General features: G+C 36.8%; 30 protein-coding genes and 1 riboswitch. Of the genes, 18 read left to right on the forward strand and 12 right to left on the reverse strand.

Annotated elements, in window-relative coordinates; all coding sequences use genetic code 11:
* Positions 1-470: 470 nt before the first annotated feature.
* Positions 471-1,382, reverse strand: coding sequence for a 1,4-dihydroxy-2-naphthoate polyprenyltransferase (locus tag MKX96_RS06625; RefSeq protein WP_340882904.1), 912 nt, complete (start codon positions 1,380-1,382; stop codon positions 471-473).
* Positions 1,383-1,534: 152 nt separating this feature from the next.
* Here MKX96_RS06625 and MKX96_RS06630 point away from each other — a divergent pair, with 152 nt between their 5' ends.
* The 6 genes from MKX96_RS06630 to MKX96_RS06655 all read left to right on the forward strand — a co-directional run bounded on the left by MKX96_RS06630 (position 1,535) and on the right by MKX96_RS06655 (position 8,359).
* On the forward strand, positions 1,535-2,896 hold the full coding sequence (locus tag MKX96_RS06630) for an isochorismate synthase (protein ID WP_340882906.1): 1,362 nt from the start codon (positions 1,535-1,537) through the stop codon (positions 2,894-2,896).
* Entirely contained in the window at positions 2,889-4,601 is a 1,713-nt protein-coding gene (gene menD, locus MKX96_RS06635) for a 2-succinyl-5-enolpyruvyl-6-hydroxy-3-cyclohexene-1-carboxylic-acid synthase (protein WP_340882908.1), read from the forward strand. The genes MKX96_RS06630 and menD overlap by 8 nt, the downstream gene beginning before the upstream one ends.
* Complete coding sequence (gene menH / locus MKX96_RS06640) at positions 4,589-5,413, forward strand: 2-succinyl-6-hydroxy-2,4-cyclohexadiene-1-carboxylate synthase (RefSeq protein ID WP_340882910.1); 825 nt, start codon at positions 4,589-4,591, stop codon at positions 5,411-5,413. The genes menD and menH overlap by 13 nt, the downstream gene beginning before the upstream one ends.
* A complete protein-coding gene (gene menB, locus MKX96_RS06645) occupies positions 5,410-6,228 on the forward strand; it encodes a 1,4-dihydroxy-2-naphthoyl-CoA synthase (protein WP_340882913.1) in 819 nt (272 codons plus the stop codon). Before menH ends, menB begins: the two co-directional genes overlap by 4 nt.
* A 103-nt stretch (positions 6,229-6,331) precedes the next feature.
* Positions 6,332-7,750, forward strand: coding sequence for an o-succinylbenzoate--CoA ligase (locus MKX96_RS06650; protein ID WP_340882915.1), 1,419 nt, complete (start codon positions 6,332-6,334; stop codon positions 7,748-7,750).
* A 66-nt stretch (positions 7,751-7,816) separates the two neighbouring features.
* Positions 7,817-8,359, forward strand: coding sequence for an AAA family ATPase (locus MKX96_RS06655; RefSeq protein WP_340882917.1), 543 nt, complete (start codon positions 7,817-7,819; stop codon positions 8,357-8,359).
* 251 nt (positions 8,360-8,610) lie between these two features.
* Here MKX96_RS06655 and MKX96_RS06660 read toward each other — a convergent pair whose 3' ends face one another.
* From MKX96_RS06660 to MKX96_RS06670, 3 genes are all read right to left on the reverse strand, one after another.
* Positions 8,611-9,603: a metal ABC transporter solute-binding protein, Zn/Mn family gene (locus MKX96_RS06660; protein ID WP_340882919.1), complete on the reverse strand. Its 993-nt coding sequence runs from the start codon at positions 9,601-9,603 to the stop codon at positions 8,611-8,613.
* A 103-nt stretch (positions 9,604-9,706) separates the two neighbouring features.
* A complete protein-coding gene (gene yidD / locus MKX96_RS06665; protein ID WP_169359972.1) occupies positions 9,707-9,940 on the reverse strand; it encodes a membrane protein insertion efficiency factor YidD in 234 nt (77 codons plus the stop codon).
* The gene (locus tag MKX96_RS06670; RefSeq protein WP_340882921.1) at positions 9,937-10,062 is read right to left on the reverse strand and encodes a hypothetical protein; all 126 of its coding nucleotides are present in this window, start codon (positions 10,060-10,062) and stop codon (positions 9,937-9,939) included. Before MKX96_RS06670 ends, yidD begins: the two co-directional genes overlap by 4 nt.
* A gap of 100 nt (positions 10,063-10,162) precedes the next feature.
* Here MKX96_RS06670 and MKX96_RS06675 point away from each other — a divergent pair, with 100 nt between their 5' ends.
* From MKX96_RS06675 to MKX96_RS06710, 8 genes are all read left to right on the forward strand, one after another.
* Positions 10,163-10,612 (forward strand): Dps family protein, encoded by a 450-nt coding sequence (locus tag MKX96_RS06675; RefSeq protein WP_340882923.1) that lies wholly within the window; start codon positions 10,163-10,165, stop codon positions 10,610-10,612.
* A gap of 50 nt (positions 10,613-10,662) precedes the next feature.
* On the forward strand, positions 10,663-10,839 hold the full coding sequence (locus tag MKX96_RS06680; protein WP_340882924.1) for a putative motility protein: 177 nt from the start codon (positions 10,663-10,665) through the stop codon (positions 10,837-10,839).
* Between the two features lie 73 nt (positions 10,840-10,912).
* Positions 10,913-11,236, forward strand: coding sequence for a transposase (locus tag MKX96_RS06685; RefSeq protein ID WP_340882925.1), 324 nt, complete (start codon positions 10,913-10,915; stop codon positions 11,234-11,236).
* On the forward strand, positions 11,236-11,403 hold the full coding sequence (locus tag MKX96_RS06690; protein ID WP_340882927.1) for a hypothetical protein: 168 nt from the start codon (positions 11,236-11,238) through the stop codon (positions 11,401-11,403). Before MKX96_RS06685 ends, MKX96_RS06690 begins: the two co-directional genes overlap by 1 nt.
* Positions 11,404-11,464: 61 nt before the next feature.
* Entirely contained in the window at positions 11,465-12,106 is a 642-nt protein-coding gene (locus MKX96_RS06695; protein WP_340882928.1) for a CPBP family intramembrane glutamic endopeptidase, read from the forward strand.
* Positions 12,107-12,220: 114 nt separating this feature from the next.
* A complete protein-coding gene (locus tag MKX96_RS06700; RefSeq protein ID WP_340882929.1) occupies positions 12,221-12,694 on the forward strand; it encodes an NUDIX domain-containing protein in 474 nt (157 codons plus the stop codon).
* A complete protein-coding gene (locus MKX96_RS06705; protein WP_340882931.1) occupies positions 12,672-13,463 on the forward strand; it encodes an alpha/beta hydrolase family protein in 792 nt (263 codons plus the stop codon). The genes MKX96_RS06700 and MKX96_RS06705 overlap by 23 nt, the downstream gene beginning before the upstream one ends.
* Positions 13,464-13,913 carry a hypothetical protein gene (locus MKX96_RS06710; RefSeq protein WP_340882932.1) on the forward strand — a complete coding sequence of 150 codons (450 nt, stop codon included), beginning with the start codon at positions 13,464-13,466 and terminating at the stop codon, positions 13,911-13,913.
* An 85-nt stretch (positions 13,914-13,998) separates the two neighbouring features.
* Here MKX96_RS06710 and MKX96_RS06715 read toward each other — a convergent pair whose 3' ends face one another.
* From MKX96_RS06715 to pckA, 3 genes are all read right to left on the reverse strand, one after another.
* A complete protein-coding gene (locus MKX96_RS06715) occupies positions 13,999-14,307 on the reverse strand; it encodes a hypothetical protein (protein ID WP_340882934.1) in 309 nt (102 codons plus the stop codon).
* 271 nt (positions 14,308-14,578) lie between these two features.
* On the reverse strand, positions 14,579-15,055 hold the full coding sequence (locus MKX96_RS06720) for a hypothetical protein (RefSeq protein WP_340882936.1): 477 nt from the start codon (positions 15,053-15,055) through the stop codon (positions 14,579-14,581).
* A gap of 892 nt (positions 15,056-15,947) precedes the next feature.
* Entirely contained in the window at positions 15,948-17,534 is a 1,587-nt protein-coding gene (pckA, locus tag MKX96_RS06725; protein WP_340882938.1) for a phosphoenolpyruvate carboxykinase (ATP), read from the reverse strand.
* Between the two features lie 217 nt (positions 17,535-17,751).
* Positions 17,752-17,869, forward strand: a riboswitch (SAM riboswitch).
* 190 nt (positions 17,870-18,059) lie between these two features.
* Here pckA and metK point away from each other — a divergent pair.
* Positions 18,060-19,256 carry a methionine adenosyltransferase gene (gene metK, locus MKX96_RS06730; RefSeq protein ID WP_340882939.1) on the forward strand — a complete coding sequence of 399 codons (1,197 nt, stop codon included), beginning with the start codon at positions 18,060-18,062 and terminating at the stop codon, positions 19,254-19,256.
* A gap of 212 nt (positions 19,257-19,468) precedes the next feature.
* On the opposite strand, the gene MKX96_RS06735 is transcribed toward metK, so the two are convergent.
* A complete protein-coding gene (locus MKX96_RS06735; protein ID WP_169359985.1) occupies positions 19,469-19,984 on the reverse strand; it encodes a gamma carbonic anhydrase in 516 nt (171 codons plus the stop codon).
* 110 nt (positions 19,985-20,094) lie between these two features.
* Between MKX96_RS06735 and MKX96_RS06740 the strand changes: the two genes are divergently transcribed.
* Positions 20,095-20,886 (forward strand): alpha/beta hydrolase, encoded by a 792-nt coding sequence (locus tag MKX96_RS06740; protein WP_340882941.1) that lies wholly within the window; start codon positions 20,095-20,097, stop codon positions 20,884-20,886.
* A 267-nt stretch (positions 20,887-21,153) separates the two neighbouring features.
* Here MKX96_RS06740 and MKX96_RS06745 read toward each other — a convergent pair whose 3' ends face one another.
* Positions 21,154-21,321, reverse strand: a complete 168-nt coding sequence (locus MKX96_RS06745) for a hypothetical protein (protein WP_340882942.1) — start codon at positions 21,319-21,321, stop codon at positions 21,154-21,156.
* Positions 21,322-21,743: 422 nt separating this feature from the next.
* On the opposite strand from MKX96_RS06745, the gene MKX96_RS06750 reads away from it, so the two are divergent.
* A complete protein-coding gene (locus MKX96_RS06750) occupies positions 21,744-22,979 on the forward strand; it encodes an IS110 family transposase (RefSeq protein WP_340885901.1) in 1,236 nt (411 codons plus the stop codon).
* Positions 22,980-23,112: 133 nt separating this feature from the next.
* Here MKX96_RS06750 and MKX96_RS06755 read toward each other — a convergent pair whose 3' ends face one another.
* Positions 23,113-23,397 (reverse strand): hypothetical protein, encoded by a 285-nt coding sequence (locus tag MKX96_RS06755; protein WP_340882944.1) that lies wholly within the window; start codon positions 23,395-23,397, stop codon positions 23,113-23,115.
* Between the two features lie 239 nt (positions 23,398-23,636).
* Entirely contained in the window at positions 23,637-23,825 is a 189-nt protein-coding gene (locus MKX96_RS06760; RefSeq protein WP_340882946.1) for a DUF4083 family protein, read from the reverse strand.
* Between the two features lie 268 nt (positions 23,826-24,093).
* Here MKX96_RS06760 and MKX96_RS06765 point away from each other — a divergent pair, with 268 nt between their 5' ends.
* A complete protein-coding gene (locus tag MKX96_RS06765) occupies positions 24,094-25,410 on the forward strand; it encodes an NAD-dependent malic enzyme (RefSeq protein ID WP_340882948.1) in 1,317 nt (438 codons plus the stop codon).
* A gap of 29 nt (positions 25,411-25,439) precedes the next feature.
* Here the strand turns inward: MKX96_RS06765 and MKX96_RS06770 are convergent, their stop codons facing one another.
* Positions 25,440-25,985 carry an isoprenylcysteine carboxyl methyltransferase family protein gene (locus tag MKX96_RS06770; RefSeq protein WP_340882949.1) on the reverse strand — a complete coding sequence of 182 codons (546 nt, stop codon included), beginning with the start codon at positions 25,983-25,985 and terminating at the stop codon, positions 25,440-25,442.

Consider the following 25,985-nt stretch of genomic DNA (forward strand, 5'->3'; position numbering starts at 1 on the left):
TATCTTTATGATATGTAAGGATCGTTATAACACTGCAGGTCCTTAAGGGAAGAGGTATTAAGAAAAGTAATGTATTTATTGTAGTAAATCTATACTGCACTTAATTATAATAACTTCCCTGTCATGTTTGTGAAATTCCTTTCAAATATTGTTAGCAGAACGATTACATTAAAGTGATCGAGTAGGTTCTACATTATAGCATTTGGAGCGTTATCTTCTTGTGAAGAGATTTACTCCTAAAAGTTCTTCCACCGACCGATTATCAGGTAAAACCGACCGATTGTTGAAGGGAACCAACCGATTATTATGCCTAACCGACCGATTATTGAACAAAACCGTCCGATTCTAAAGAAACTACTCAAAATCTATTATTTGGTTAGATTTTTCTTTCTTCGTTTACACTTCTCCAACCTCTAATTTAAACTTCACAAATAAAAAAGCCAGGAAGCGTTTAACTTCCTGACTGATCATCATATTAAAAATCCTATTAACAAGCCAATACCTAAAAGAAATACGAAAATGGTATTGGTAAGTGCGGTGTTTTTCATTGCTAATCCAACTTCAAGGTGATTCTCTTTAGATTTAAATAGCTTTATAGCATCTAGTGGTTTCTTAGCACTTAGGAAGACTAGTAAAGCCCAAGGTGTAATAATTTGTAGAATTACTAGTAAGATGATCCATACATAAGAAACGATAAAAAATAAGGCTAACACATTAATAGCATTGTCTCTACCTATTAAGATAGCCATTGTTTTCCTACCGCCTTTTGTATCCTCTACAATATCTCGAATATTATTAGAAAGCATAATAGCAGCGACAAGCAGAGTGCTAGGGATAGATAGGAACAAGGCAAAGTTTGGTATAGAACCTACCTGAATGTATGTAGCAATTAAAACAATAAACATTCCCATAACCACGCCACTGAATAGTTCTCCAAACGGTGTATAAGCTATTGGGTAAGGTCCACCGGTATATAAGTATCCAATGAGCATACAAACGGCACCAATGATCAATAAAAGCCAAGATGATTGGGAACAAATATAAATACCTAACAGAGCGGCTAGGACGTATAGTACTAAGGCTAGTTGAAGCACTGTCTTTGGTTTGACACCATTGCGGACTATTGCGCCACCAATGCCGATAGATTCTTCACTATCTAGACCTCTTTCAAAGTCGTAGTACTCATTAAACATATTCGTAGCAGCTTGTATAAACAAGCACGCAATGAGCATTGCTAAGAATAAAGGCCAATCAATATTTACGTAATAAAGGGCAATCATTGTACCTAAAAATACAGGGGCAAACGATGCAGTTAACGTGTGTGGTCTTGTTAACTTCCACCATATACGCCAGCCTTTATCAGCTTGTAGTTCTTGTGACATATAAATTTCTCTCCTTTTAAAGAATCAACTTCAATTTTAGCATACATTTGTAGCTAAATGTGTGCCGAAACGCGGAGAAAGTTGTATGATAAAGGGTAGAGTAATAAAACATGAACTTAAACTAGCAGGTAATTTATACGGAGGTCATATATATGCCGAACACCACCGGGCAAAATAAATCAACATTACGTTTTTATACAGAAACAATAGAAGTATCTAGAATGTCTGCTCATGCTTTTTTTGAGGCAGGAGAGGATTACTATAAAGGGAAACGATTCTTTTGGCAAAACAAAGAGAAAACGTTCACATTGGTTGGACTTGGACATGCCTATGTTCTGTCTAATGATTTAGAGAAAAATAGATACACCGATATAGCTCAAAAATGGGACGACCTTTGTGCATGCTCATTAATAGAGAAAGCAGATGTGTCTCCAATTCTATTTGGTGGATTCTCTTTCGATCCTTCAAATAATATATCATCGGAATGGAATAGCTTCCCGTCTAGTTTTTTTGCTGTGGCTACATTTCAATTAGTCATACAGGACGACCAGGCTTTTGTAAGTATTCATCATATTACAGAGGAAGAGGACAGCTCTGCAGCTTTTGAGCGTTTACGTATAGAAAGAGATACATTAATTCATACAGCTCAAGTGAAAGAACTAAAGGTCCATAAAAAGCCACATCTTCTTCAACGAGAAGATAGATTAAAGGAAGAATACTTATCAGCGGTTGAAACTGTAACGGAAAGAATTCGTAATAAGGAAGTAAACAAGGTAGTCATTGGGCGCTCCCTAAAGTTAACCTTTGATGATATCTTTTCACCATCTACAGCAATTTACAATGCATCGATGGAGCAACCTGAAAGTTATTTATTTGGTCTTGAGAAAGAAGACAAGACTTTCTTTGGGGCGACTCCAGAGAGATTAGTAAAACTGGAAAATGGCAAGGTTGAATCTGCTGGTTTGGCTGGATCCGTTCGAAGAGGAAAAGACCAAGTGGAAGATAAGAAGCTTGGAGATGCGCTATTATCGGATAATAAAAACTTAATGGAACATGAATATGTTGTTCAGATGATTAGAAAAGTATTTGAGCAATATTGTGAGCAGGTTAAGATTCCAGCTAGACCAAAGCTTATGAAAATAAGAGATATTCAGCACTTGTTTACACCTATAGAGGGAAAAATTAAAGGAAGCTCTTCTCTTTTCGAGTTTGTAGAAGCTATGCATCCGACACCAGCACTTGGTGGTGAACCTCGACAAGAGGCCATTGAGATTATTAGAGAATCTGAACAAATGAACCGTGGTTACTATGCCGCTCCAATCGGCTGGGTGAATGCCGAGGGAGATGGAGAGTTTGCGGTAGGTATTCGTTCCGCTCTCATAGAAAACCAATACGCTTATTTATATGCTGGAGGCGGATTAGTTTCCGAGTCCACCTCTTTAGAAGAGTTTGAAGAAACAAGAGTCAAATTCCGACCAATGCTTCGAACTTTGGGAGGAAATATGAATGACTAACGCGAGCTTTCTAACATCTTATGTCAATCAATTTGTAGAAACTATTAAACAAGCGGGCATAGAGGATATCGTGCTATGCCCAGGATCTAGATCCACTCCTTTAGCATATGGGTTTGCAAAAACGACAGGCTTTAACTTATATAGACAAATTGATGAGCGTTCTGCAGGATATTTTGCTTTAGGAATTGCCAAAGCGAAAAAGAACCCTGTTGTTCTATTGTGTACTTCTGGTACTGCTGCTGCGAATTTCTTTCCGGCGATAGTGGAAGCATATTATGCAAGAATACCATTACTTATTGTGACAGCGGATCGCCCACATGAACTTAGAGAGGTAGGTGCTCCTCAAGCGATAGACCAAATACATCTATTTGGTAAGCATGTAAAATGGTCGGTTGATTTTCCCTTACCTGAGGAAAGAGAAGAAAGCCTCGCGTTTATAGAGAGACATATTCATCGTGCAGTTTCTTCTACTAGGAATGCACCGATGGGACCAGTTCATATCAACGTGCCGTTTCGTGAGCCACTATTGTTAGAAATGGATCGGCCTGCTTCCGTGCCTCAAATGCAGCAAACAGAATTAGGGATGCTTGTGCCAAGTAAAGAATGCATCCATTGGTATACTCAGTTAATAACAGACACAGAGAAGGGACTTATTATTGCAGGGGATTCCTTAAACTCAACAGTAGGTTTCTGGGAGTTTGTGAAAGCTATACAATGGCCAGTACTAGCGGATCCATTGTCCACGCTTCGAAGTAATGTACCTAAGGATTGTATGCATTTATGTATAGACCAATATGACGCTATTTTAAAAAGTGAAGTGTTTATGCAATCAGCTATCCCTAATGCTGTCATTCGTTTTGGAGCTCAGCCGGTTTCTAAGCCTCTTATGAAGTTTTTAGAGGCAAACCCTCCTAAAACCTTTATAGCTGTAGATGAAAGCCCATTATTTAGAGACTCTCTTCATGTCGTAACCCATCACTTACAAGTAGATCCGTCATCTCTTTGGTTGCAGGTAGGAGAAAAACAACCATCTAGCTATCTAGAAAATTGGTCTAAGGCCAATGATATAGCAACGAATCATATTCAGACGTATATTTCAGAGCAAACAGACGAGGGTGCCTTAGCAGGAACATTATTTGAGGTGCTTCCAGACAAAACGGATTTAATAGCTAGTAGCAGCATGCCTATACGTGATGTAGATACCTTTTTCAATAAAACCGCTAAGGATATCCATGTATATGCCAATAGAGGAACAAACGGAATTGATGGAGTCGTGTCTACTGCTTTAGGAATTCAAGTAGCAACTAAAAGACCTGGCTATCTATTAATCGGGGATTTGGCATTTCTCCATGATGTAAATGGATTAATAGTCACTCGTTTTAGCGAAACAGATTTAACCATTGTTATTATGAATAATGATGGAGGGGGCATATTCTCTTACTTGCCACAATCTACGGAAACTAATTACTTTGAGCATTTGTTCGGGACACCTACAGGGCTTGAATTTTCAGCTATTGCTACTATGTACGATGCTCAATATGATGTAGTACATACTAAGGAAGATTTTCAAGCTGTCTTAAGTAAGGATAAAACGAAGAATATTCGTATGATTGAAGTTCGTACAGATCGACAGAACAATACAGAAACTCATCGAAAGCTTTGGGCAGCAATCACTAAGGAGCTGGATGTCACTTGGAAAGCTTAATAACCGTTAGGTCCATTCAAATGAAAGTTAATAGGTACAATACAGGTGCCGAGAAGAAGGCAGTCTTTCTGCATGGATTTACTGGATCTAGTAGGACATGGGAGGAAGTTATTGCTTCTCTAGATCCTTCTATTGAGCTGCTAACCATTGATTTAATTGGCCACGGGGAAAGTGACAAGCCTGAAAATGCTAGCCGTTACTTTGCTGGGGAGCAGGTGGAGGATCTCCATGCACTAATCCAACAGATAGGCTGGGATCATTTTACGCTTATAGGGTATTCTATGGGTGGTAGATTGGCACTTGCCTATGCAAGTAAGTATGAGGTCGACTGTTTAATACTAGAAAGCAGTTCTCCAGGCATAAAGGATGAGGAAGCTCGTATACAAAGAAAATTAGCGGATAGCAAGCTGGCTGAAAAAATTCTAGTAGACGGTGTCCTTGCATTTACAGATCACTGGGAGCAGATCCCTTTGTTTGATTCGCAAAAGAGTTTATCACTGAAGAAGCAGCAACAGATAAGAGAAGAGCGAATATCTCAAACAGCAATGGGTTTGTCGAATAGCTTGACGGGATTTAGCACTGGAGTGCAGCCTTCGTTATGGGATAAGCTAGGCTCTCTTGAATTTCCAGTAATCATGTTAACGGGAGAGCTAGATAAGAAGTTCTGTGAAATTGCTAAAAAGATGTTAGCTATATTACCAAATGCTGACTGGAAAATAATAAATGGTGTGGGCCATGCAATTCATGTGGAAAATCCCAAATTGTTTGCTACAATAGTAGAGGATATAATTTTGAAGGAGGATGTAAGATGACTCGTGAATGGACAACATTACATACATATGAAGACATTAAATATGAATTCTATAATGGAATTGCTAAAGTAACGATTAATCGCCCAGAAGTGCGAAATGCTTTCCGTCCTAAAACAGTGATGGAAATGATCGACGCATTTTCTCGCGCACGCGATGACAAAAATGTTGGTGTAATTATTCTAACTGGAGAAGGCGAAAAAGCTTTCTGTTCTGGTGGAGACCAAAAGGTTCGCGGACATGGTGGATACGTAGGAGAGGATGAAATTCCTCGTCTAAACGTATTAGACCTACAACGTTTAATCCGTATAATTCCTAAGCCAGTTGTAGCTATGGTAGCTGGATATGCAATTGGTGGAGGTCATGTATTACACGTAGTTTGTGACTTAACAATCGCTGCGGACAATGCTATTTTTGGACAAACTGGTCCAAACGTAGGCTCCTTTGATGCTGGATATGGTTCAGGCTATTTAGCTCGTATCATTGGTCACAAGAAAGCACGTGAAATTTGGTACCTATGCCGTCAATATGATGCAAAACAAGCGTTAGATATGGGCTTAGTTAACACTGTTGTTCCTTATGAGCAACTAGAGGACGAGACTGTTCAATGGTGTGAGGAAATGCTAGAAAAGAGCCCAACCGCACTTCGTTTCTTAAAAGCAGCTATGAATGCTGATACAGATGGACTTGCTGGTCTTCAACAATTAGCTGGAGATGCAACACTTCTTTATTACACAACTGAGGAAGCTAAAGAAGGTCGCGATGCGTTTAAAGAAAAACGTAAACCAGACTTTGGTCAATTCCCACGTTTCCCGTGATTAGAAATTTATGAGTTTTCCTAAGCTGTCCTTTAAAGGGCAGCTTTTTTTAAAAGATAGAATACATTTGCTTGTGCTTTACTTAATAAAGGAGTTGTTTTTTATGTACCCTAATCTCTTGGTTAAACGAGCAAGTCTTACGCCAAATAGATTAGCTATCATATTTGAAGACCAACAATGGACATTCTCCCAATTACATCAGGAGGCAATAGACTTTGCCGAGAAGCTACATACATTAGGTGTTAACAAAGGGATGAGAATTGCTATATTGGCGTCCTCCAGCCCACAGCTAGTGACAGTTTTACATGGCTGCATGCAATTGGGCTGTGAGCTTGTCATGCTTAATGAACGTTTAACAGAGGACGAGCTGATTTATCAATTAAATGATAGTCAGTCTGACGTATTATTAGTCGATCGGTTAGATAGAAGCTTGACGTATGGTAACCGGATATCCTTTAATCAGGTTACAGAAGCCTCTAACAAGAGATTTCAAATAGACTATGAATGGCCAAAGGATAGAACAATCACTATTATGTACACATCTGGTACGACAGGGAAGCCAAAGGGCGTCCGCCAAACACTGGAAAACCATGTGATGAGTGCAACTGGATCTGCTTTAAATCTAGGTGTTCAGCCTAATGATTGCTGGTTATGCGCAATGCCATTGTTTCATATTAGCGGATTTTCTATTCTAATGCGTTCCGTTCTATATGGTATGACAGTCAGCCTGCATACAAAGTTTGATGCATATAAGTCTATAGAGGAAATTTTAAATGGAACTGTTACTAGAATGTCTGTAGTCGCTGTAACGTTAGAAAGATTGATTAGTGTCTTAGAGGAACGGAATCTAACATTCCCGGATACTTTCCAATCTATGCTAGTCGGTGGAGGGCCTGTTCCTCTCCATTATTTGGAACGAGCCATTAAATGTAAGATACCTGTTTTACAGACATATGGTATGACGGAGACGTCTTCACAAACCACGACATTGTCTAGTGAGGATGCTATTCGTAAGCTAGGCTCAGCAGGAAAGCCACTCTTTTTCGCAGAAATACGTATTTCTGGAGAAAAGGAGATAGGAGAAATCTGTATTAAAGGACCACATGTTACGAAAGGTTATGTTGGAGCATCATCTTCCAAGGATCCACAGGATGATGGGTGGCTCCATACGGGAGATATGGGCTATATAGATGACGAAGGTTATTTATACGTCGTCGACCGTAGATCAGATTTAATCATTTCGGGTGGGGAAAATATTTATCCTGCTGAAGTGGAGCAGGCCATAGTTAAGCATAGTGCTGTAAAAGAAGCCGGAGTAACTGGTATTCAGGATGATAAATGGGGACACGTACCGATTGCCTTTGTTGTGTTGAAGAGCGAGGTTACCGAAGAAGAATTAAAATCATTTATGAAACCCCAGCTTGCTACGTATAAACAGCCTGTCCGTTATTATTTTATCGAGGAGCTACCTAGAAATGCTTCCAATAAAATTTTAAGAAGAAAGCTTCATGAATATTTATAAAGCCGAGAGAACAGCATTCTCGGCTTTTTTTACGGGTTATTCTTTTGCTATGAGGAGGGGAAACATATGAGAATTCAAATTATAGGTGGATCTGGAACGGGGAAGAGTACATTAGGTGAATATATTGCACAGCGAGAGCAAATAAAATGGATCGATACCGATTCCTATCTGTGGAAGGACGATACGTTTCTAGAAAATAATCCAATTGAAATAAGAAGAGAAATGTATCAGCTTGATATCACTTCTAATAAGTGTTATGTAGTCTCAGGCTCTATTTTTTCATGGCATCCAGATGGCTTTTCCAATCGGGATCTTTTAGTCTTTCTGTCTTTACCGGAGAATGAAAGAATGGACCGCATAAGAAAAAGAGAAATTTCCCGCAAAACTGGTAAACAATCGTGGCTAGACGAGCATGGATTATATACGAATGACTTTATAGAATGGTGCAAAACATACTTGACGGAAACCGATAAAAGTCAAGGAGGGACATATGTGGCACAGCGCTATGAAATGGAATTATCCAATAGTCCCGTCCTCCAGCTAGATAGCTCCAAAGAAGTCGAAGCGTTATACGATGAAATAAAACAGTACCTAGGTAGACTTTCTTAATAAGAAGCTGATGTTAATAATTTAGGAATCGGTCGGTTATAGTCAATAATCGGTCGGTTTAGCGAGATAATCGGTCGGTTACCTCAAAGAATCGGTCGGTCACAGCGAATAATCGGTCGGATCTGCCACAAAATCGGTCGGTCACACCAATAATATCAGTAGACCAACTAATGTAGGTGACTCTTCATAATAAAAGAAACGCGAGAATGTCGTTATATCAACATTCTCGCGTTTCTAACTAGAAAACTGTTCTAATTTAAAGCTGTTTTTAAAGTTTCTAGATTTTTTTGCATTAAAGTAAAGTAGGTTTCTTCATTTGCTATATCCTCTTTAGAAAGGACACCTAGATTGTGGAGCACTAGGCTTTCTGCTCCAATTTCTTTTTGAATGACTTCTGTCAGTTTAGAGTTTACATTTTGTTCAAATAGAATATACTCTACATTTTTCTCTTTAGCCATGTCAATGATCTTAGTTAGCTCCTTTTGAGAAGGCTCCTGCTGAGAGTTTAACCCCGCTATAGCAATTTGTTCTAGGCCATATGTGTCTGCCAAATAACCGAATGCTGCATGGGAAACAAAAAACGTTTTAGATGATGCAGCGTGAGACATTTCTTCAAAGTCTGTATCTAATTGTTGAAGCTCGCTAACAAGTGCTTGATAGTTTTCTTCAAATAATTTTTCATTTTCAGGTGAAGATTTTACTAGCTTATTTTTAACTGTTAAAGCAAGATCTTGACTAATTTTTGGTGAAATCCATACGTGAGGATCAGTATCGCCATGATCATGCCCTTCGTGTCCTTCTTCTGTTGTATCTGAAGCGTGATCGTGAGCTTCTGAGTCTTCTTCATCATGGTGGTCATGTTCATCCACGTTCACTTCTAAAGCACTGTCTGGCACGCCATCAATTACGGCTACCATTTCTACATTTTCCTCAGCTAAAGTCTTTTTTGCATTTTCCACAAATCCTTCTAGCCCCAAACCGATGTAAAAGAATAAATCAGCATCAGCCAGAGCAATCATATCCTTTTGAGTAGGTTCAAATGTATGCTCATTGGCACCTGGTGGATAAATAGATTGGACCTTTACTTCATTTCCTCCAATTCGTTCTGTGAAATATTGGAGCGGATAAACAGTTGTATATATATCTAATTGGCCACCTTCTGCTGTGGTTGCTTCTTCTTGCTTCCCACAAGCAGCGATGAATAAAATAAACGTTAATATGCATAATAGGAAAAGACGTTTCAAATTTATCAACCCTTCTAAATAGTAATGATTACGTTTTAATGGATGAGAACTTTATTAGCTTACAGTATTTTGTTCAAAAAGGCAAGAAAAAATAGCCTTTGAATTATTTTTTCTTCAAAGGCCATTCTTCTGGAACTGGGTCAAATCCACCCTCATGAAATGGATGACATTTAGATATACGTTTAACCGTTAGGTAGCTACCTTTTATGGCACCATGTTTTTCTACAGCCTCAACTCCATAGTGGGAGCATGTTGGATAGAAGCGACAGCTAGGTGGAGACAATGGTGATATAAATTTTTGATAAAAGCGAAAAATACTTAATAGGATTCGCTTCATACGTCTGTATCCTTCGGTTTAGGGTCAATAGCGGATATATTTTCTTTTGTTGCTAATTTATATAGAAAGGTAAAACCAACAATACTGAATATAATTGCTATACCTAAGATCCAAAATACCATATTAGCTCACTCCATTTTAATGTCTTATGTTTATTGTAAGAAAATAAGAGGTATATGAAAAGAGAAAGCAACTATAATTTTAGAGGAGAGTGTCAATTTTATGTCAGCAGCATTGAATAAAGAACTAAATAATCTAGTAGCAACATTTTCAGTAATGTATACAAAACTACATAATTATCATTGGTATGTAAAAGGGCCACAATTTTTTACGCTACATGCAAAATTTGAAGAACTATATAACGAAACAACTTTAAATATGGATGAAATAGCAGAGCGCTTATTAACTTTAGGTGGAAAACCAAGTGCTACCTTAAAAGAGCATTTAGAGCTTTCTGAGGTGAAGGAAGCAAATAACAAAGAAACTGCCGAGGATATGGTAGAAGGAGTAGTAAAAGATTTTGATAAAATCATGAAGTCCTTGAAAAAAGGGATGGAAGAGGCTGCTAAGGATGAAGATGATATGACAGAGGATGTCCTAAATGCCATCTATCAAAAAATCGAGAAACACCAATGGATGCTAAATGCATTTTTAGGAGATTCCAATAAATAATGGAATAAGTGAACTTTATGTCGATAATAAGCTTGTAAGGGGGAATTATTTTGGATATTAACTCCATCATGTCTTCTCAGCTAGCACAGCTACAACAAACAGTTCAAATGAGTGTTATGAAAAATGCACTTAATATGGAAACTGTAGCAGCAGTGGAAATGCTAGAGAGTATGCCTCAACCTGCTACACATCCTTTTAAAGGATCAGTAGTAGACGTACAAGCGTAAGAGAAAAACATGTACCATATATGGTGCATGTTTTTTTATTTTGAGAACATACTACACGAAAAGGATGTGTGATATGACAGAAATTAAAGCTTACGTTTCGTTGAGTCAACGGAGAGTATACTTGTATCCAGATGAATCGCCATGGGAATATGAAATAACAGCAAGGCAGGATATTATCCCAGTTTTTGAAACTTTGTTTTATCAGCTGTATCATAAAGATATGAACACCTTTTGGAGAGCGCATGTGCCATTGAAATATTATAGTAATGATTTTTCTAATGAAGAATACGACAACCGTATAAAAAAGCTGTATGCTCTTATTCATGAGTTTAGTGACAGGGACTCGCAAGCATTTATTGAACAGCTTCCATTTTTTAAAGAAAGTAGGCATCTATAATGACTAAAAATGTTAATGGAAAAGGTAATGATACAACAACTTACCGTAATGCAAGCTCACTTTTAAATCTTTCCCCACAAGACAAGGCAAAGGTTAACGCTGGCCAAAACAGTCAAGAAGGCGGCAAAAATTATAAACAACAGGAGCAAGAAAAGTGGGAAGGTTAAGACTTGGTGCATTACCAAGTCTTTTTTCTTATGATAAATCTCAAAAAAATTAGGAGGTTATATGGTTAAACAGCTTATTTTACTAATTGGACCTACTATTATGATCATTTTAGGTCTTCTTCTTATAAAGAATGTGCCCATTACTTTTTTGCTTTTCTATGGCTGGTTACTTCTTGTTCCCATTCTGGTTAGCTACAGAAGTAAAAAGCGTACTCGTTTAATAGTACCTCAGCCAAAATACTCAATGACAGTAGGAATTATTAGCGGAATAATTTGCTTAGTAGCTATTTACGGTTTTGCCTATTTACTTCAAGCGGTAGTTATAGATCGAGAAGGCTTAGAAGTAGCACTTGTCCAATGGGATTTTACAGGAGCGAAAGTAATTTTCCTTGTACTTTTCCTTATCTTCATTAACCCCATACTGGAAGAATTTTATTGGAGACGGTTTATGTATGACCGATTACAACATAGACTAGGCTCGAAGCTTACAATTATTATAACGGCATTCTTTTATGCCCTATATCATTTTGTAGTGGTCATGCCTATTTTCCATATACCTGTTTTCGCTACCTTGATGGTATTCCTTGCAGGAATTATGTGGGGCATTTTTCGCTCAAAATTTCATACTATTGTTCCATCCATTGTCAGTCATAGTATAGCGGATTTAGGAATCATGCTTGTTTACTTGTTTATTATTATTTAGACTCCTGGTTTAGTTTTATGCTAAACCTTTTTTTATTGCCTATGATAAACTTTTAAAGTAAATATACAGTCAAACAGCAACATCAAGCAATGAATTACAAGGGAGAGTACATATATGATTTCTTTTAATGATTTAAATGGATATAGGGTGGATCTTAGTTTTGAAAAAGGTAACTTTTCAATAGTGCCTCAGCATGTGCTCGTTTTAGCACAGAAAAATCATAAATGGTTATTAACTAACCATCCTAAAAGAGGAATAGAGTTTCCAGGTGGTAAAAAAGAGGTATATGAAACTATAGAGGAAGCTGCTATCCGAGAAACTTTAGAAGAAACGAATGTAGCAGTATACCGATTAGAATGGTTTGCCGAATATGTAGTTCATGATGTGAAACCATTTTGTAAGGCGGTATTTATAGCAGAGGTGAAGGATATACATACAGAGGCAGTACAGTATGAAACAGATGGAGCAGTCTGGCTCACGTCAAAGGAGCTAAAATCTTGTCCTAACTTAAGCTTTCATATGAAGGACAAAGGAATGGAAGTCATTCTTAAAGAGGTGATGATTTATGAAGAAAGATGGAACGATTGATAGAATTCGTGTATATCCATCTCCAAATCCGAATGTGCATTTAAAAGAAATTACATACTGGTCCTGTGGCTTACGGATAAAAGGAATGCTAGCATATCCGATCAAAGAGGGAATTTATGATGGAATGCTGTATTGCAGAGGAGGGATCCAAGGGGTTGGCATGGTTCGCCCTGCACGAATTGCTCAATTTGCTTCTCAAGGACTTGTTATCTTTGCCCCTTATTATCGTGGAAATCGTGGCGGAGAAGGAAGAGATGAGTTTGGTGGCGAGGATCGATGGGATGCCGTTTATGCGGTGGATGTATTAAAACAATTTTGCAACCCCGACAAAGTCCATCTTTTTGCCTTTTCTAGGGGTGGCATGATGGCCTTATGGACAGCTGTTATAAGAGAAGACATCACCTCGCTTGTTTCCTGGGCGGGAGTATCTGATATTTATCTAACATATGAGGAAAGACTGGATATGCGAAGAATGATGAAACGCGTAATAGGTGGGACTCCCTCAAACCGTGAGGAAGAATATGAGGGAAGGAATGTATTGAACCAAATCGAAGAAATTCATGCCCCTGTGTTAATCATTCATGGGAGAGAAGATGTGAATGTTTCAATTGAGCATGCAAAAGTGTTAGAACAGGCTTTAATAGGGTATAACAAAATTGTAGAGACATGGTATTATCCAGACTTCACACATTACTTTCCTTCTAAAGTAAATCGACAAGTAGTGAAGGACGTGTGTATATGGATGAAAAAACATGGAGGAGGCAAATAAGTGGGTCAGTTAGTTGTTAAAGTAGAGTCAATGAGTTTAGAGGAAAAGTCGGTGTTCCCAATAGATTTAAGCTTTTGGGAGGACTTATGGGATCAGTATACGAATGAGTATTCGGAAGTAGTGATACATTGCTGGGCTGAGGAAGAGGAAGTAGTCAATGAGCTTTCTGAAAAAAGCTTTGAGGCACTGAATGAAGGGTTAATGAAGATTTTTACCGTAAATTTAACCGATGAGAACAGATTGTTTTTCCGAAACTATTCTCAAGACCCAATAGGGGGACTGAAATGGTTCACCATGTTTTTCAACACAAATGGAGAAGAACAATTAGAAATTGGGCAATATGGAGCTGAAATCATTTTTTCAAACGTAGATGAAGAAAAGGCTGAAGAGATAAAAGCAATATTCCCAATTTCAACTGAAATGGAATATCATGACGACTTTGAGGATTAGTATTCCTTTATATATGGGAGAGGTAATGGACTTAGTCTGTTACCTCTTATTATTTTGTCAGTTTATTACAGATTCGTGGGATCGTTTAATTTTCATTGAATAACGAATGTAATTGCTGCAAAACTTGCTCATTCTCATTGTAATAAAAATCATTTATTTGTGTAGTAGAAAAGGAAAGTGTTAAAATTTCCTTTTCAAAAAGGCTTACATTATACAGATAACCAACATGCCCCTCTTGGTTTGTAGAAGGCTCAAATACGATGTTTTTTATACTATCAAGCCAAGAGTTTATAATTGATTGATCTGTAATTTCTTTAAGTTCTCCATTACCGTGTCTAATCTCTATTTTGGATACTTCTGATAAGTCTCCTGAGTAAATTCCCTCAAAAGTCATAGGTTCAAGCTAGAAACAGCCTGTGATGACTAATATCAGCACCATTGCGAATATTCGTAAGCAGAGTTTTTTCAATCGAATTCCCCCTTATTTCACTAAAGTTTTATCTCTTAACAACCTCTGTTCCTGCATACAAAGACTGTTTTTTCTTAGTAAAAATGGCGGTCAAAACTTAAAACGGAGTAGAAAGGTAGCATTCATACTCATTAGCATAACCTCTTTCATGTGGAGTTGTACGTATGATAAAGACGATTGACATTCACATTTTAATTTAAATAGTAAGGATTAAATAGAAGTATTTAATGTCGTGTAATAAACTATTTAAATCAAATGACGCTTTAAATGCAATATATACAGCAATGCCTACAAAAATAGTTATCACTGCACTGGCATCTTTAAGCATCTTTCTATTTTTTTTATAAAGGAGAAATGTTGTTATAGTAACAATTAGTAAGTATGATACCGATATAATAAGTTTTGATAATACCAATTTACTGTCAATTACAGCATTCCTAAATTTTAATAAATCTTCTTTATTGTAAGTACTCTCTTCGATAATCGTTATATCTTCTTTGTATCCTATCTTCCATAAATAATTATTCTGCTCTTTTATTACAGTGTATTCATAACCCAAAACTTTTCCCTCACTAATAACCCCCAAATATTTCAGTGTGTCTTCTTCACCTTGAGAACAAGCAGATAGACCTAAGGTGACGCAAAATAACATTAGCAACAACCATTTTTTCATTTATGATACTCCCATCTTTCGTGAAATTTTAAGAGATTAGTGTACATCCTTGCCCTTATTAAGAGGATCACTTACATTAACGAGTCTTTATGAGTAATTAATGTGTAAACATAAATAACCTTTTATTTAATTTATTGGTATATACTCTGCCTTTTGGTTTCTTCAAACTCTTTTGAAAATATTCTAGTTAAGATATAGTGCTAAGCTTTAAGATCGGAGTCCAAGCATAAGCGATGCAGGAGAGGGGATTTCCTAGGAAATAGTTAGCTGAGTATAGAGGATAATTGGCTTAAACAGCATATATTTCAACAATATCTTTATGAAAACAGTAAAAACGCTCAGAATTTAAGCGTTTTTTTCTTTAAATATTTTATCATTTTATTAAAAAAGGCTAGTACCGGTGTTTAAAAGGATATTCTTATTGGGGATTGGTAGTAAAGCTGAATATAGCGCTAAGAGACATGCTCCATACAATTAGTATAAAAGACGTTGTCATCCAAAATGTATTTTTAGTAGTAGATTCGTCGCTCTTTACTTTTTTTATGATTGTTACTAGGTTAAGACAAAAAATAATAGCTAATATCGGCATTAAAAAAGCTCCAATAATTATTAAGAGTGTCAACTTAGATTAATTTCACCTCCAAATTAATTACAATCTTAAATACATTCTAACATAATTTTCTTTTGTTTATAAAAATTTACAATAAATAACACACATCTAAACGGCACTATGTTTTTCGTTGTTTTCTTTCCAACTACAAACCCATTAGACATTTATAACATTTTTTTATCAAAAAAAGCTCCGCCAATTTTACATTCAGAGTAAAATTGACAGAGCTTTTCGTTTTTAGAAGTAGGCTTTATTGTATTAGCTTCTTAAGTTTAAAGTGTATTAAGCAGTAGGACCGCCTTTTAATGATATCTCTTCAGAGACAGTTCCAAACTTTTTGAAGTTTTCGCGGAAGGATTGAGCTAGCTCAGACGCTTTTTGATCATAAGCAGCTTTATCTTCCCATGCGTTACGAGGGATTAATACCTCAGAAGGAACTCCGTCAATGCTAGTAGGAATATCTAATCCAAATACTGCATCTTTAGTTGTTTCCACATCAGTTAATTTACCTTCGATTGCAGCACGAACCATCGTACGCGTGTAAGAAAGCTTCATGCGGCTTCCTACACCATATTCTCCACCAGTCCAGCCAGTGTTTACTAAGAATACTTGTGCTCCATGCTCATCGATTTTCTTACCAAGCATTTCAGCATACACAGTTGCATGTAATGGTAGGAACGGAGAACCGAAGCATGTTGAGAAAGCAGGCTGTGGAGAAGTAATTCCACGCTCTGTACCAGCAAGCTTAGAAGTGAATCCACTCAAGAAGTGATACATTGCTTGCTCTTTAGTAAGCTTACTGATTGGAGGTAACACTCCAAATGCATCTGCAGTTAAGAAGATGATTGTATTTGGGTGACCAGCAACAGATGGATCAACAATATTATCTATATATTGAATTGGATAAGCTGCACGAGTATTTTCAGTTAAAGAGCTATCAGTATAATCAGCAGTACGAGTAGTAGGGTCTACAACTACGTTTTCTAAAACTGTACCAAATTTGATAGCGTCAAAAATTTGTGGTTCATTTTCTCTTGTTAGGTCGATACATTTTGCGTAACAACCGCCTTCTATATTAAATACGCCATTATCTGACCAGCCATGCTCATCGTCACCAATTAGTTTTCTTCCTGAATCAGCAGATAAGGTAGTTTTTCCAGTACCTGAAAGACCAAAGAACAATGTTACATCGCCTTTTTCTCCAACGTTAGCTGAGCAATGCATTGGTAAAATATTTTGTTCAGGCAATAAATAGTTCATAATAGAGAATATAGACTTTTTCATTTCTCCTGCGTATTCCGTACCACCGATTAAAACGATGCGTTTTTCCATGGATACGATGATGAACGTTTCTGAATTAGTTCCATCAACAGCCGGATTTGCTTTGAAGTTCGGTGCACTAATTACAGTGAAGTCTGCTTTATGAGATAACAATTCTTCTTCAGAAGGACGAATGAATAACTGATGAGCAAAAAGGTTGTGCCAAGCATATTCGTTGATAACTTGAATGCTTAAACGTGAATCCTTGTCTGCTCCAGCGTATCCTTTAAAGACGAATAGTTCATTTTTTTCCTTTAAATAGTTCATAACTTTTGAATATAATGCTTCAAAGTGCGAAGATGAGATAGGTTGGTTTACAGATCCCCAATCGATTTTGTCTTTTGAGATAGGTTCATCAACAATATACTTGTCTTTTGGAGAACGTCCTGTATATTTGCCCGTCTCTGCTTTAACAGCTCCAGTGGAAGTTAGTACTGCTTCTCCTCTTGACGTAGCTTTTTCCACTAATTGTGGTACTGATAATTGCAGGCTAATGTTGTTACCAGCTAACAATTCGTTCAGTTCGCTCACAGTATCGATTGAATTCATATAGTATTACCATCCTTTATTAAAGTTTTTAGCTCTTCACGGAAACATCATAAAGAGGATTTTTCGTTGATATGTGAAATAGTATAACACATTAAACTAAATAGTCTACACTAATTAAAGCTCAAAAAATGATTTTTTTTTGTAATTGTGAATAAATAACAAATTTACCTGTTGACTTATTTTGCTAATATACGTATGATGGTGAATTGAACGGATACTCTTATTCCGAGCGTGTGGAGGGGTTCAGGCCCTATGAAACCCGGCAACCTGTAATTGTACTTAAGTTACAAAGGTGCCAAACCTGATACAAGGTGAAATTCCTTGATTGATAAGAGTGAAAGGTGTTTATGATATTAATCCCTTTCCTCATGTAACTACGTGAGTGAGAGGTTTTTTTATATTACATCGCCCTAAATCCTTGTGTGCCAAGTCCGAAACGGCTTCAAGTTTACTATAGGCTTGACATGGGAATGAGTACCGTATCAATTCCTGAGAGAAATCTCGCAGGACATAGGAGGGAATTTTTTGACACAAAGACGATTATTTACATCGGAATCGGTAACAGAAGGTCATCCAGATAAAATTTGTGACCAAATATCAGATGCTATCTTAGATGCGATTTTAACGGAAGATCCAAACGCTCGTGTAGCTTGTGAAACAACAGTTACTACAGGTTTGGTTTTAGTTGCTGGAGAAATCACAACCTCTACTTATGTAGACATTCCAAAAGTAGTGCGAGCTACTATTCAAGAAATTGGATATACGCGAGCTAAATATGGTTTTGACTCAGAAACGTCAGCAGTTCTTACAGCTATCGATGAGCAATCGGTTGATATCGCTATGGGAGTTGACCAAGCACTAGAAGCTCGAGAAGGTTCGATGTCTGATTCTGATATTGAAGCAATCGGAGCTGGGGACCAAGGTTTAATGTTTGGCTATGCTTGTAATGAAACACCAGAGCTTATGCCACTTCCAATTAGCCTAGCCCACAAACTAGCTCGCCGATTAGCTGAGGTTCGTAAAGATGAAACATTAGATTACTTACGACCAGATGGTAAAACACAAGTAACAGTAGAATATGACGAAAATAACAATCCAGTTCATATCGATACGATTGTTATTTCCACACAGCATCATCCGGAAGTAACGTTAGAACAAATTCAAAGAGATTTAAAAGAGCATGTGATTAAACCAGTAGTTCCTACTAATTTAATAACAGACGAAACAAAGTACTTTATCAACCCGACTGGTCGCTTTGTTATCGGTGGTCCACAAGGGGATGCAGGTTTGACAGGTCGTAAAATTATCGTAGATACTTACGGTGGGTATGCTCGTCATGGAGGAGGAGCTTTCTCTGGTAAGGATCCAACAAAAGTAGACCGTTCTGCAGCTTATGCAGCTCGTTATGTGGCAAAGAATATTGTTGCAGCTGGTCTTGCTGATCGTTGTGAGGTACAGCTTGCTTATGCAATCGGTGTAGCACAGCCTGTATCAATTGCTATTGATACATTTGAAACAGGTAAAGTATCCGAAGCAGATTTGGTAACTTATATCCGTGAGCTATTTGACCTTCGCCCAGCTGGCATTATTAAAATGTTAGACCTTCGTCGCCCAATCTACAAGCAAACTGCTGCTTACGGACATTTTGGACGTACAGATATTGATGCACCATGGGAAAGAACAGACAAAGCAGAGCTATTAAAGCAAAAAGCTGGTCTATAAAAGAGTCTTCTATTACAGAATGCCTCTTATAAAAACAGAAGGTATTAAGAGATTGATCTCTTAATACCTTCTGTTCTTTTTATACTTTTATACAGATGATCTGAAAACTAAGTGTATTTAAAGGAGATTAATAATTGGGTGCGTTTACTCATAATGGATTAATGGGTATAAATTATATAAAATATAAGAATGCTTTAGTTTCTTAAAAAATTTTAAATTGGTTTTACTGATTTATAATATTGTCCTTTTTCAGCATACTCATGAATAATTCGTTGGACATCTTTTTTATCTTCCTCATTTAGTTCTCGTATAACCTTTGCTGGACTTCCAAAAGCAAGCGTATTAGGTGGAATTTTTTTGCCTTGGGGAACCAAGCTTCCTGCTCCAATAAAAGCACCTTCACCTATTTCAGCGCCATCTAATATAATGGAACCCATGCCAATTAATGCACCTTTACGTATTGTGCAGCTATGTAAAGTGACCTGATGGCCGACAGTGACCTCATCTTCAATGATTAGTGGGTTATTGGGACTTTGGTGTAGGCAACTTAAATCTTGAATGCTTACTCTACTTCCGATCACAGTAGGGGCAACGTCCCCTCTAATTACCGTATTAAACCAAATTGTAGTCTCTGGTCCGATTGTAACATCCCCTGTAATTGTGACATAATCAGCAATATAAACTGATTCATCAATCGAAGGTTTCTTATCTTTGTAAGGATAAATCAAAATAGACACACTCCTTTATTTTATTAGAATATAATTAATCCTATCAAACAAATGGGAAGAAGGAAATAAATAGTACGTGGAGAGTGTTTTAGAAATGAGGTATGTTGAACATGTGGAAATGGGAATCAGATGAAAAAGCAAAAGCAGTAGTAATAATTGTTCATAGTGCCTATGAACATCACAGACGCTATGCTTGGTTAATCGAAAAATTGAGAAGCTCTAATTGCCATATAGTAATGGGAGATCTACCAGGACATGGGGAGTTGGTGAGAGCAAAAACCATTCATGATGAATCTTTTGATCTTTACAAAGAATACATAAAACAAGCAGTACAGGTGGCAGTTTCCTATGATCTTCCTATATTCATAATTGGACATGGTCTTGGGGCAACCCTGGTGATGAAAATGTTACATAAAATAGAGGTCCAGTATGCAGGTGTTATCTTGACATCTCCATGGCTACAGTTAAACAAGCTTCCATCTAAATGGACGAAGACTTTAGCTAAAATCTCCGTGCAGCAAAAGATAAACCATGATATTCAGCTCAAGGAACTCACTAGAAACTACGGCGCTTATCAAAATCTAGTTGATGATCCTTATTATCGAACAATAATTTCACATGGCTGGTATAAAGAGCTGGAAAATGAGATGAAAACGGTAAGTCAATATCATGAATCTATTCCTAATGTTCCTTTGCTATTGATGACAGGGGAAAGAGATAAAATTACGGATACAACTGCAGCTAAAGTATGGCTGAAAAAACAAGAGTTATCGGATTATCAATTTAAGGAATGGAAGAATTGCTTTCATGACTTGTATCTAGAGCCAGAAAGAGAAGAAATATTTACTTATTCTCATTCCTTCATTAATAATGTATTAAGATCCATTGGTTATATCGTGTAATAATTAACTAACCACTAGAAACTGAAGTTCTAATAGAAATGCTTTAAACGAAACGAAGGACATGTATAATTTGAATTACAATTCCTCAAAATATACAAACGAATAATCCATCATTTGAAAAAAATATTATAAACATTAATATGAGGCTAGGACAAAGCCACCTTAGAAATAAAAGGCTATGTTAAAGGTAAAGTTTGATTTTAAATAGACTTAAAAAATGAGCAAGGATATTTTTCTCCTGGCTCATTTTACTTTGGAAAGCACCCGTTAGTCAATCTTCTTCTGGTTAACTTCTAGTATCTTCTTTAAAGTAAAATGAATATTTTGAAGGCTTATTAAAATAAATCCAAGCATAATAAATGTTACTATTTCTCCTGTAAACATCGAGATTATTGCAATTATTAGAGCATATACCCCATATAGATAACCTTTCATTTTTATATCACCTCACCATAAACATTTCCATTATTTTAACACTTTCTATTAAACTAACCTTCGCCTTTAGTTTAAGTGTAACATTTCACAATGCATATCTGAGATCAACTTAACGTTTTGGACATAAAAATAGACCATCCAAAATGATGGCCATATTTTGCTAAAGCACCCGTTCGTATTATAAGGTTAGCCAGATATTTCTGGTTGACCTTTTTTTATATCGATATATGATTGCGGTAGCCGGGGTAGAACGTAAGCACCCGTGGGGCTAATGATCCCGTCAATTAAACAGTTCGCCCCCTACTTGTAGAAACATGATTGAGGCTGGTTGGGACTCTGATCTCGTATAACAAGCGAAGCTATGATACTACATGGAGGAATAGGGGTTACCGGTTAATTGTATGACAAGGAGGAAAATAATGATGAATCCAGTAATTGGTCTGGATGTGGCAAAAGGCGAAAGTCAGGTTCAAGCATTCTTGGAGAAAAAGCAACCGTACAAAAAGAGCTTTAAAGTGGCTCATACACTTGAAGGGCTTACAATTCTTTTAGAGTTTATTAGAGAAATAGAAGAGGCTTCTGGAGAAAGGCCCCCGATTGTTTTGGAATCTACAGGCCATTATCATACACCAGTTGTCCAATTTTTCGAAGAGAGAGGATATTTATTAATCATGGTTAATCCACTCGTTTCGTATCGAGCAAAGAGTTCAAGTTTACGTAAAGTAAAGACGGATATCATAGACGCTCGTCATCTCTGCGAGATGTTTTATAAAGAGGATCTAGAGCCTTATAAACAACGAGGAATCCAGCTCTTAAATTTACGTAACCTTACAAGACAACATGAAAATATTACTGGTATGTATGTACAAACCAAACTACAATTCCAGTCCGTTTTAGACCAAGTATTTCCTGAATACTGTGGTGTTTTTGGAGATTTGTATTCAGACGTTTCCTTACTTTCGCTCCAATCATTCCCTACTTCAGAGGAAGTATTGGCTACTAGTGAAGAAACAATCGCAAAAAAGATAAAAGAATTCTGTAAAAGCCGTTCGCAACAATGGGCAAACAGCAAGTCAGAAAAATTGAAGACAGCCGCAAATCGTAATCCATTTCAGAAAACCTTATACCACAGCCTTATTTTAAGCATGGATATGTATATTAAAATGCTTCTGGAATACAAAAAACACCTATCCAATCTGGAAGAAGAGATAGATGTTTTAGCGAAAAACATGGAAGAATATAAGATTCTCCAATCTATTCCCGGTATCGGCGAGAAAATCGCGGCAACGATTATTTCTGAGATTGGGGAAATCGATCGGTTTAATCACCCTAAAAAATTAGTTGCCTTTGCAGGAATTGATCCAAGTGTTTTTGAATCTGGTACATTCAAAGGTACTTTGAATCGGATTACCAAAAGAGGTTCTAGTAGACTACGACACGCCTTATATATGGCCGTAAAAAGTGCCATTCGTGATTGTCGCAAGAAGAAAACGACAGATGAACTCATTCCTCGAAATAAGAGGTTACGTGAGTTTTATGATAAGAAACGTGAAGAAGGAAAGCCCTTTAAAGTGGCTGTAATAGCATGTGCAAATAAGCTTTTACATTGGATTTATGCACTATTAAAAAGCAAGTCAGATTTCCAAGATCTAGCCTAGTTCAAAATATATCCAAATATCCTAAACCTTTCCAAACGTAGAAATTTGAAAGGTTATTTGGCATGCACAAATTTAGTATAGCATGAACTATTTTTGTTTTTCATTAATAAATATTGACAAACTATTGGCTGGTTTAGCTTAATAAACTTCCGAAAAAAATAACGAAAGTCAAAAACGCTGATAATCCCAAAGTGATAACTATTGTAGTTACACTCCTCGCCATTCCCTTCCAATCATGAATACCTGAAAAACCTAATACTCCTAAAATTAAAGTTAGCAATGTAATATATAAAACCAGATTTAAAGGGTGTGTACCCATAACGGAATAATCAATCAGACCTGAAAATGAAACAAGGAGAAATAGTAAAATACAAATTATTGATAAGATAAATGACCCTATGTTAATCTTTTTCTTCATTCAATAACTCCTTCTTTTCGTTATTTTAAATTTTTTTCTTATTGAACTAACCTGCTGCGTTAGTTTAAGTGTAACATTTCACAAACAAAACCAACGCACGAAAAACCAACCCTAGCCTTTAACATAGTCAAATAAAAAACCACTAAAATTTTATGAACAGTAAAATTTTGGTGGTTTTTCTTCGCTGTAGTTCTCCGCTCGAACAAGTTTTCCCTCTATAACAAATAGATACAGCGTTTCTATTTAGAAGATTTATTCTCTTCTAACAACATGATAATTTTGTCCAACTTTTTGTCAATATCTGAGTCAGAAGAGGTATGAGACGATCTTGGTGTGGTATTTATTAATATTCTTCTTATAAAAAGTGTGAATGATATTACTCCTAGCATGATTAAACCCAAAATAATGATTAACATAATAATATCCATAATGACCTCCTATATCTTCCTAATTATACCACTTTATAATGGTGAAAAAAGTAATTTTAAAGAGAAGAGTTATTGGTTATATATTAGTAAGTTTGAATTTTCCTTATCTCTATTTCTAAATTAATAATTTCATGCTCCCAATAGATAAGATAAACACTTACTTAACTATCACTTTTATGTGTATAATAAATGTCTTCATTATCAAACAAATAGAATTTTTGTGTTATAATCATATAATTCAAAAATAGTGAGAGATTAGGAGAAAACTATGGAAAACCAACATATTATTCGTAATATAATAGTAGAAACACTTTCTAAACCTGGTAACTTTGCTAAGGTAGCAACTGCCATTGGAATGGGAGAAGGCGATATAGGGGATATTACAACTTTAAAAAGTGGTGCTTTAACTACTATTCGCGACATATCTGTTACAAGCAAGTCTAAAAAAGATTTTGAAAAAATTATAAGTAATATAGAAGCTATTGGAAACGGTGTGAAAATTCAAGCGATCAGTGATGATGTGTTGAAAGCACATGAAGGTGGAAAGATTGCGATGAAGAGCAGATATGACGTTCGTTCATTAGGAGACCTTCAAAGAATATATACACCTGGTGTAGCTAGCGTTTGCATGGAAATTGTAAATGAACCAGATAAGGCTCAATATTTTACTTCTATCGGAAAATCTGTAGCTATTGTTACGGATGGAACTGCTATATTAGGATTAGGTAACATCGGTTCTGTTGCAGGTATGCCTGTAATGGAAGGGAAATCTGTACTGTTAGATCAGTTTGTAGGATTGAGCGGTATACCGATTCTATTAGATACTAGTGATCCAGACCAAGTTGTAGAAACGATCAAACATATTCACCAAGGGTTTGGTGCGATATTGCTGGAAGATATCGGTTCACCACATTGCTTTGAAATAGAAGAAAGATTAAAAGCAGAGCTTCCTATCCCTGTTATGCATGATGACCAGCATGGAACTGCAGTGGTAGCATTGTCTGCTATACTTTCTGCATGCCGTGCAACGGAGGTAGACATCAAAAATGCGAAGATTGGTCAGATAGGCTTAGGAGCAGCAGGATTGGCTATATGCCGTATGTTAATGGCTTATGGAGTAGAAGAGGTATATGGATTGGATCGTCAGGAAGCAGCCAAAGAGCGTCTGCTTCAGTACGGTGGTCAGACAATGAATTCTTTAGAAGAAATGATGGAGAACTGTGATATTATCGTAGCTACTACTGGTGTTCAAGGTTTGATAAAACCGGAGATGGTGCGAAAAGGTCAAATCATATTAGCGCTTTCTAACCCTAATCCAGAAATCCTTCCATCTGAAGCGATTGCGGCTGGAGCAGCTTTTGCTGCAGATGGTCGCTCAGTAAATAATGTAATAGGATTCCCAGGAATTTTTAAAGGTGCTTTAAATGCTGGAGCTAAAGAAATCACGTATCCAATGCTGATTGCAGCGGCGAAGGCAATTGTGGATTATACAAGACCGGGTGAGCTAATACCAAACCCATTAGATCCTGCAGTCCATTATATTGTCGCTCGCGCAGTGGAAGAGGCTGTAATGAAACAAGCTTAATCTAAAAAGCAAAAAGAAGAAGATACCAGCTAGGAAGCTGAAATCTTCTTCTTTTTTAATGCTTCTTCATAATCTGTTGCTTCTATTAATGCCTTCTCTTCTAATGGAATTCGGACCGACAGCATTGCTAAATTTAATAGCGTGAATGCAAGTGCTGTGAAATATGCCTGAAACATTAAAGGAAGTAATAGAATTTCGGTGCATACAACAATATAATTTGGATGCCTAAAATAAAGATAAGGTCCTTTTGTAACAACGTTGGCACCGGGAAGGATAATTATTTTGGTATTCCAAAACTTTCCGAGAGATGTCAGGCACCACACTCGAAGCAATTGGACTAACAAGAAAACAAATAAAAATACTGGGAATAATGGAGAAATTCCTCGATCCAATAAAACAACCTCTGCAATTAGAAAAAGAAAGAAGCTTATATGAAGTGCTAGCATGTAAGGGTAATGGGAAGCTCCCACTTCGTAGGCCCCTTGAGCTAGCATTCGTTTCTCGTTTCTCTTAGCAACAGCTACTTCGACTAATCTCTGAACAATGACTAGTGCTATAACGATGAAAAATAACAT

It is taken from the genome of Psychrobacillus sp. FSL W7-1493, from assembly GCF_038004905.1.
Lineage (GTDB): Bacteria > Bacillota > Bacilli > Bacillales_A > Planococcaceae > Psychrobacillus.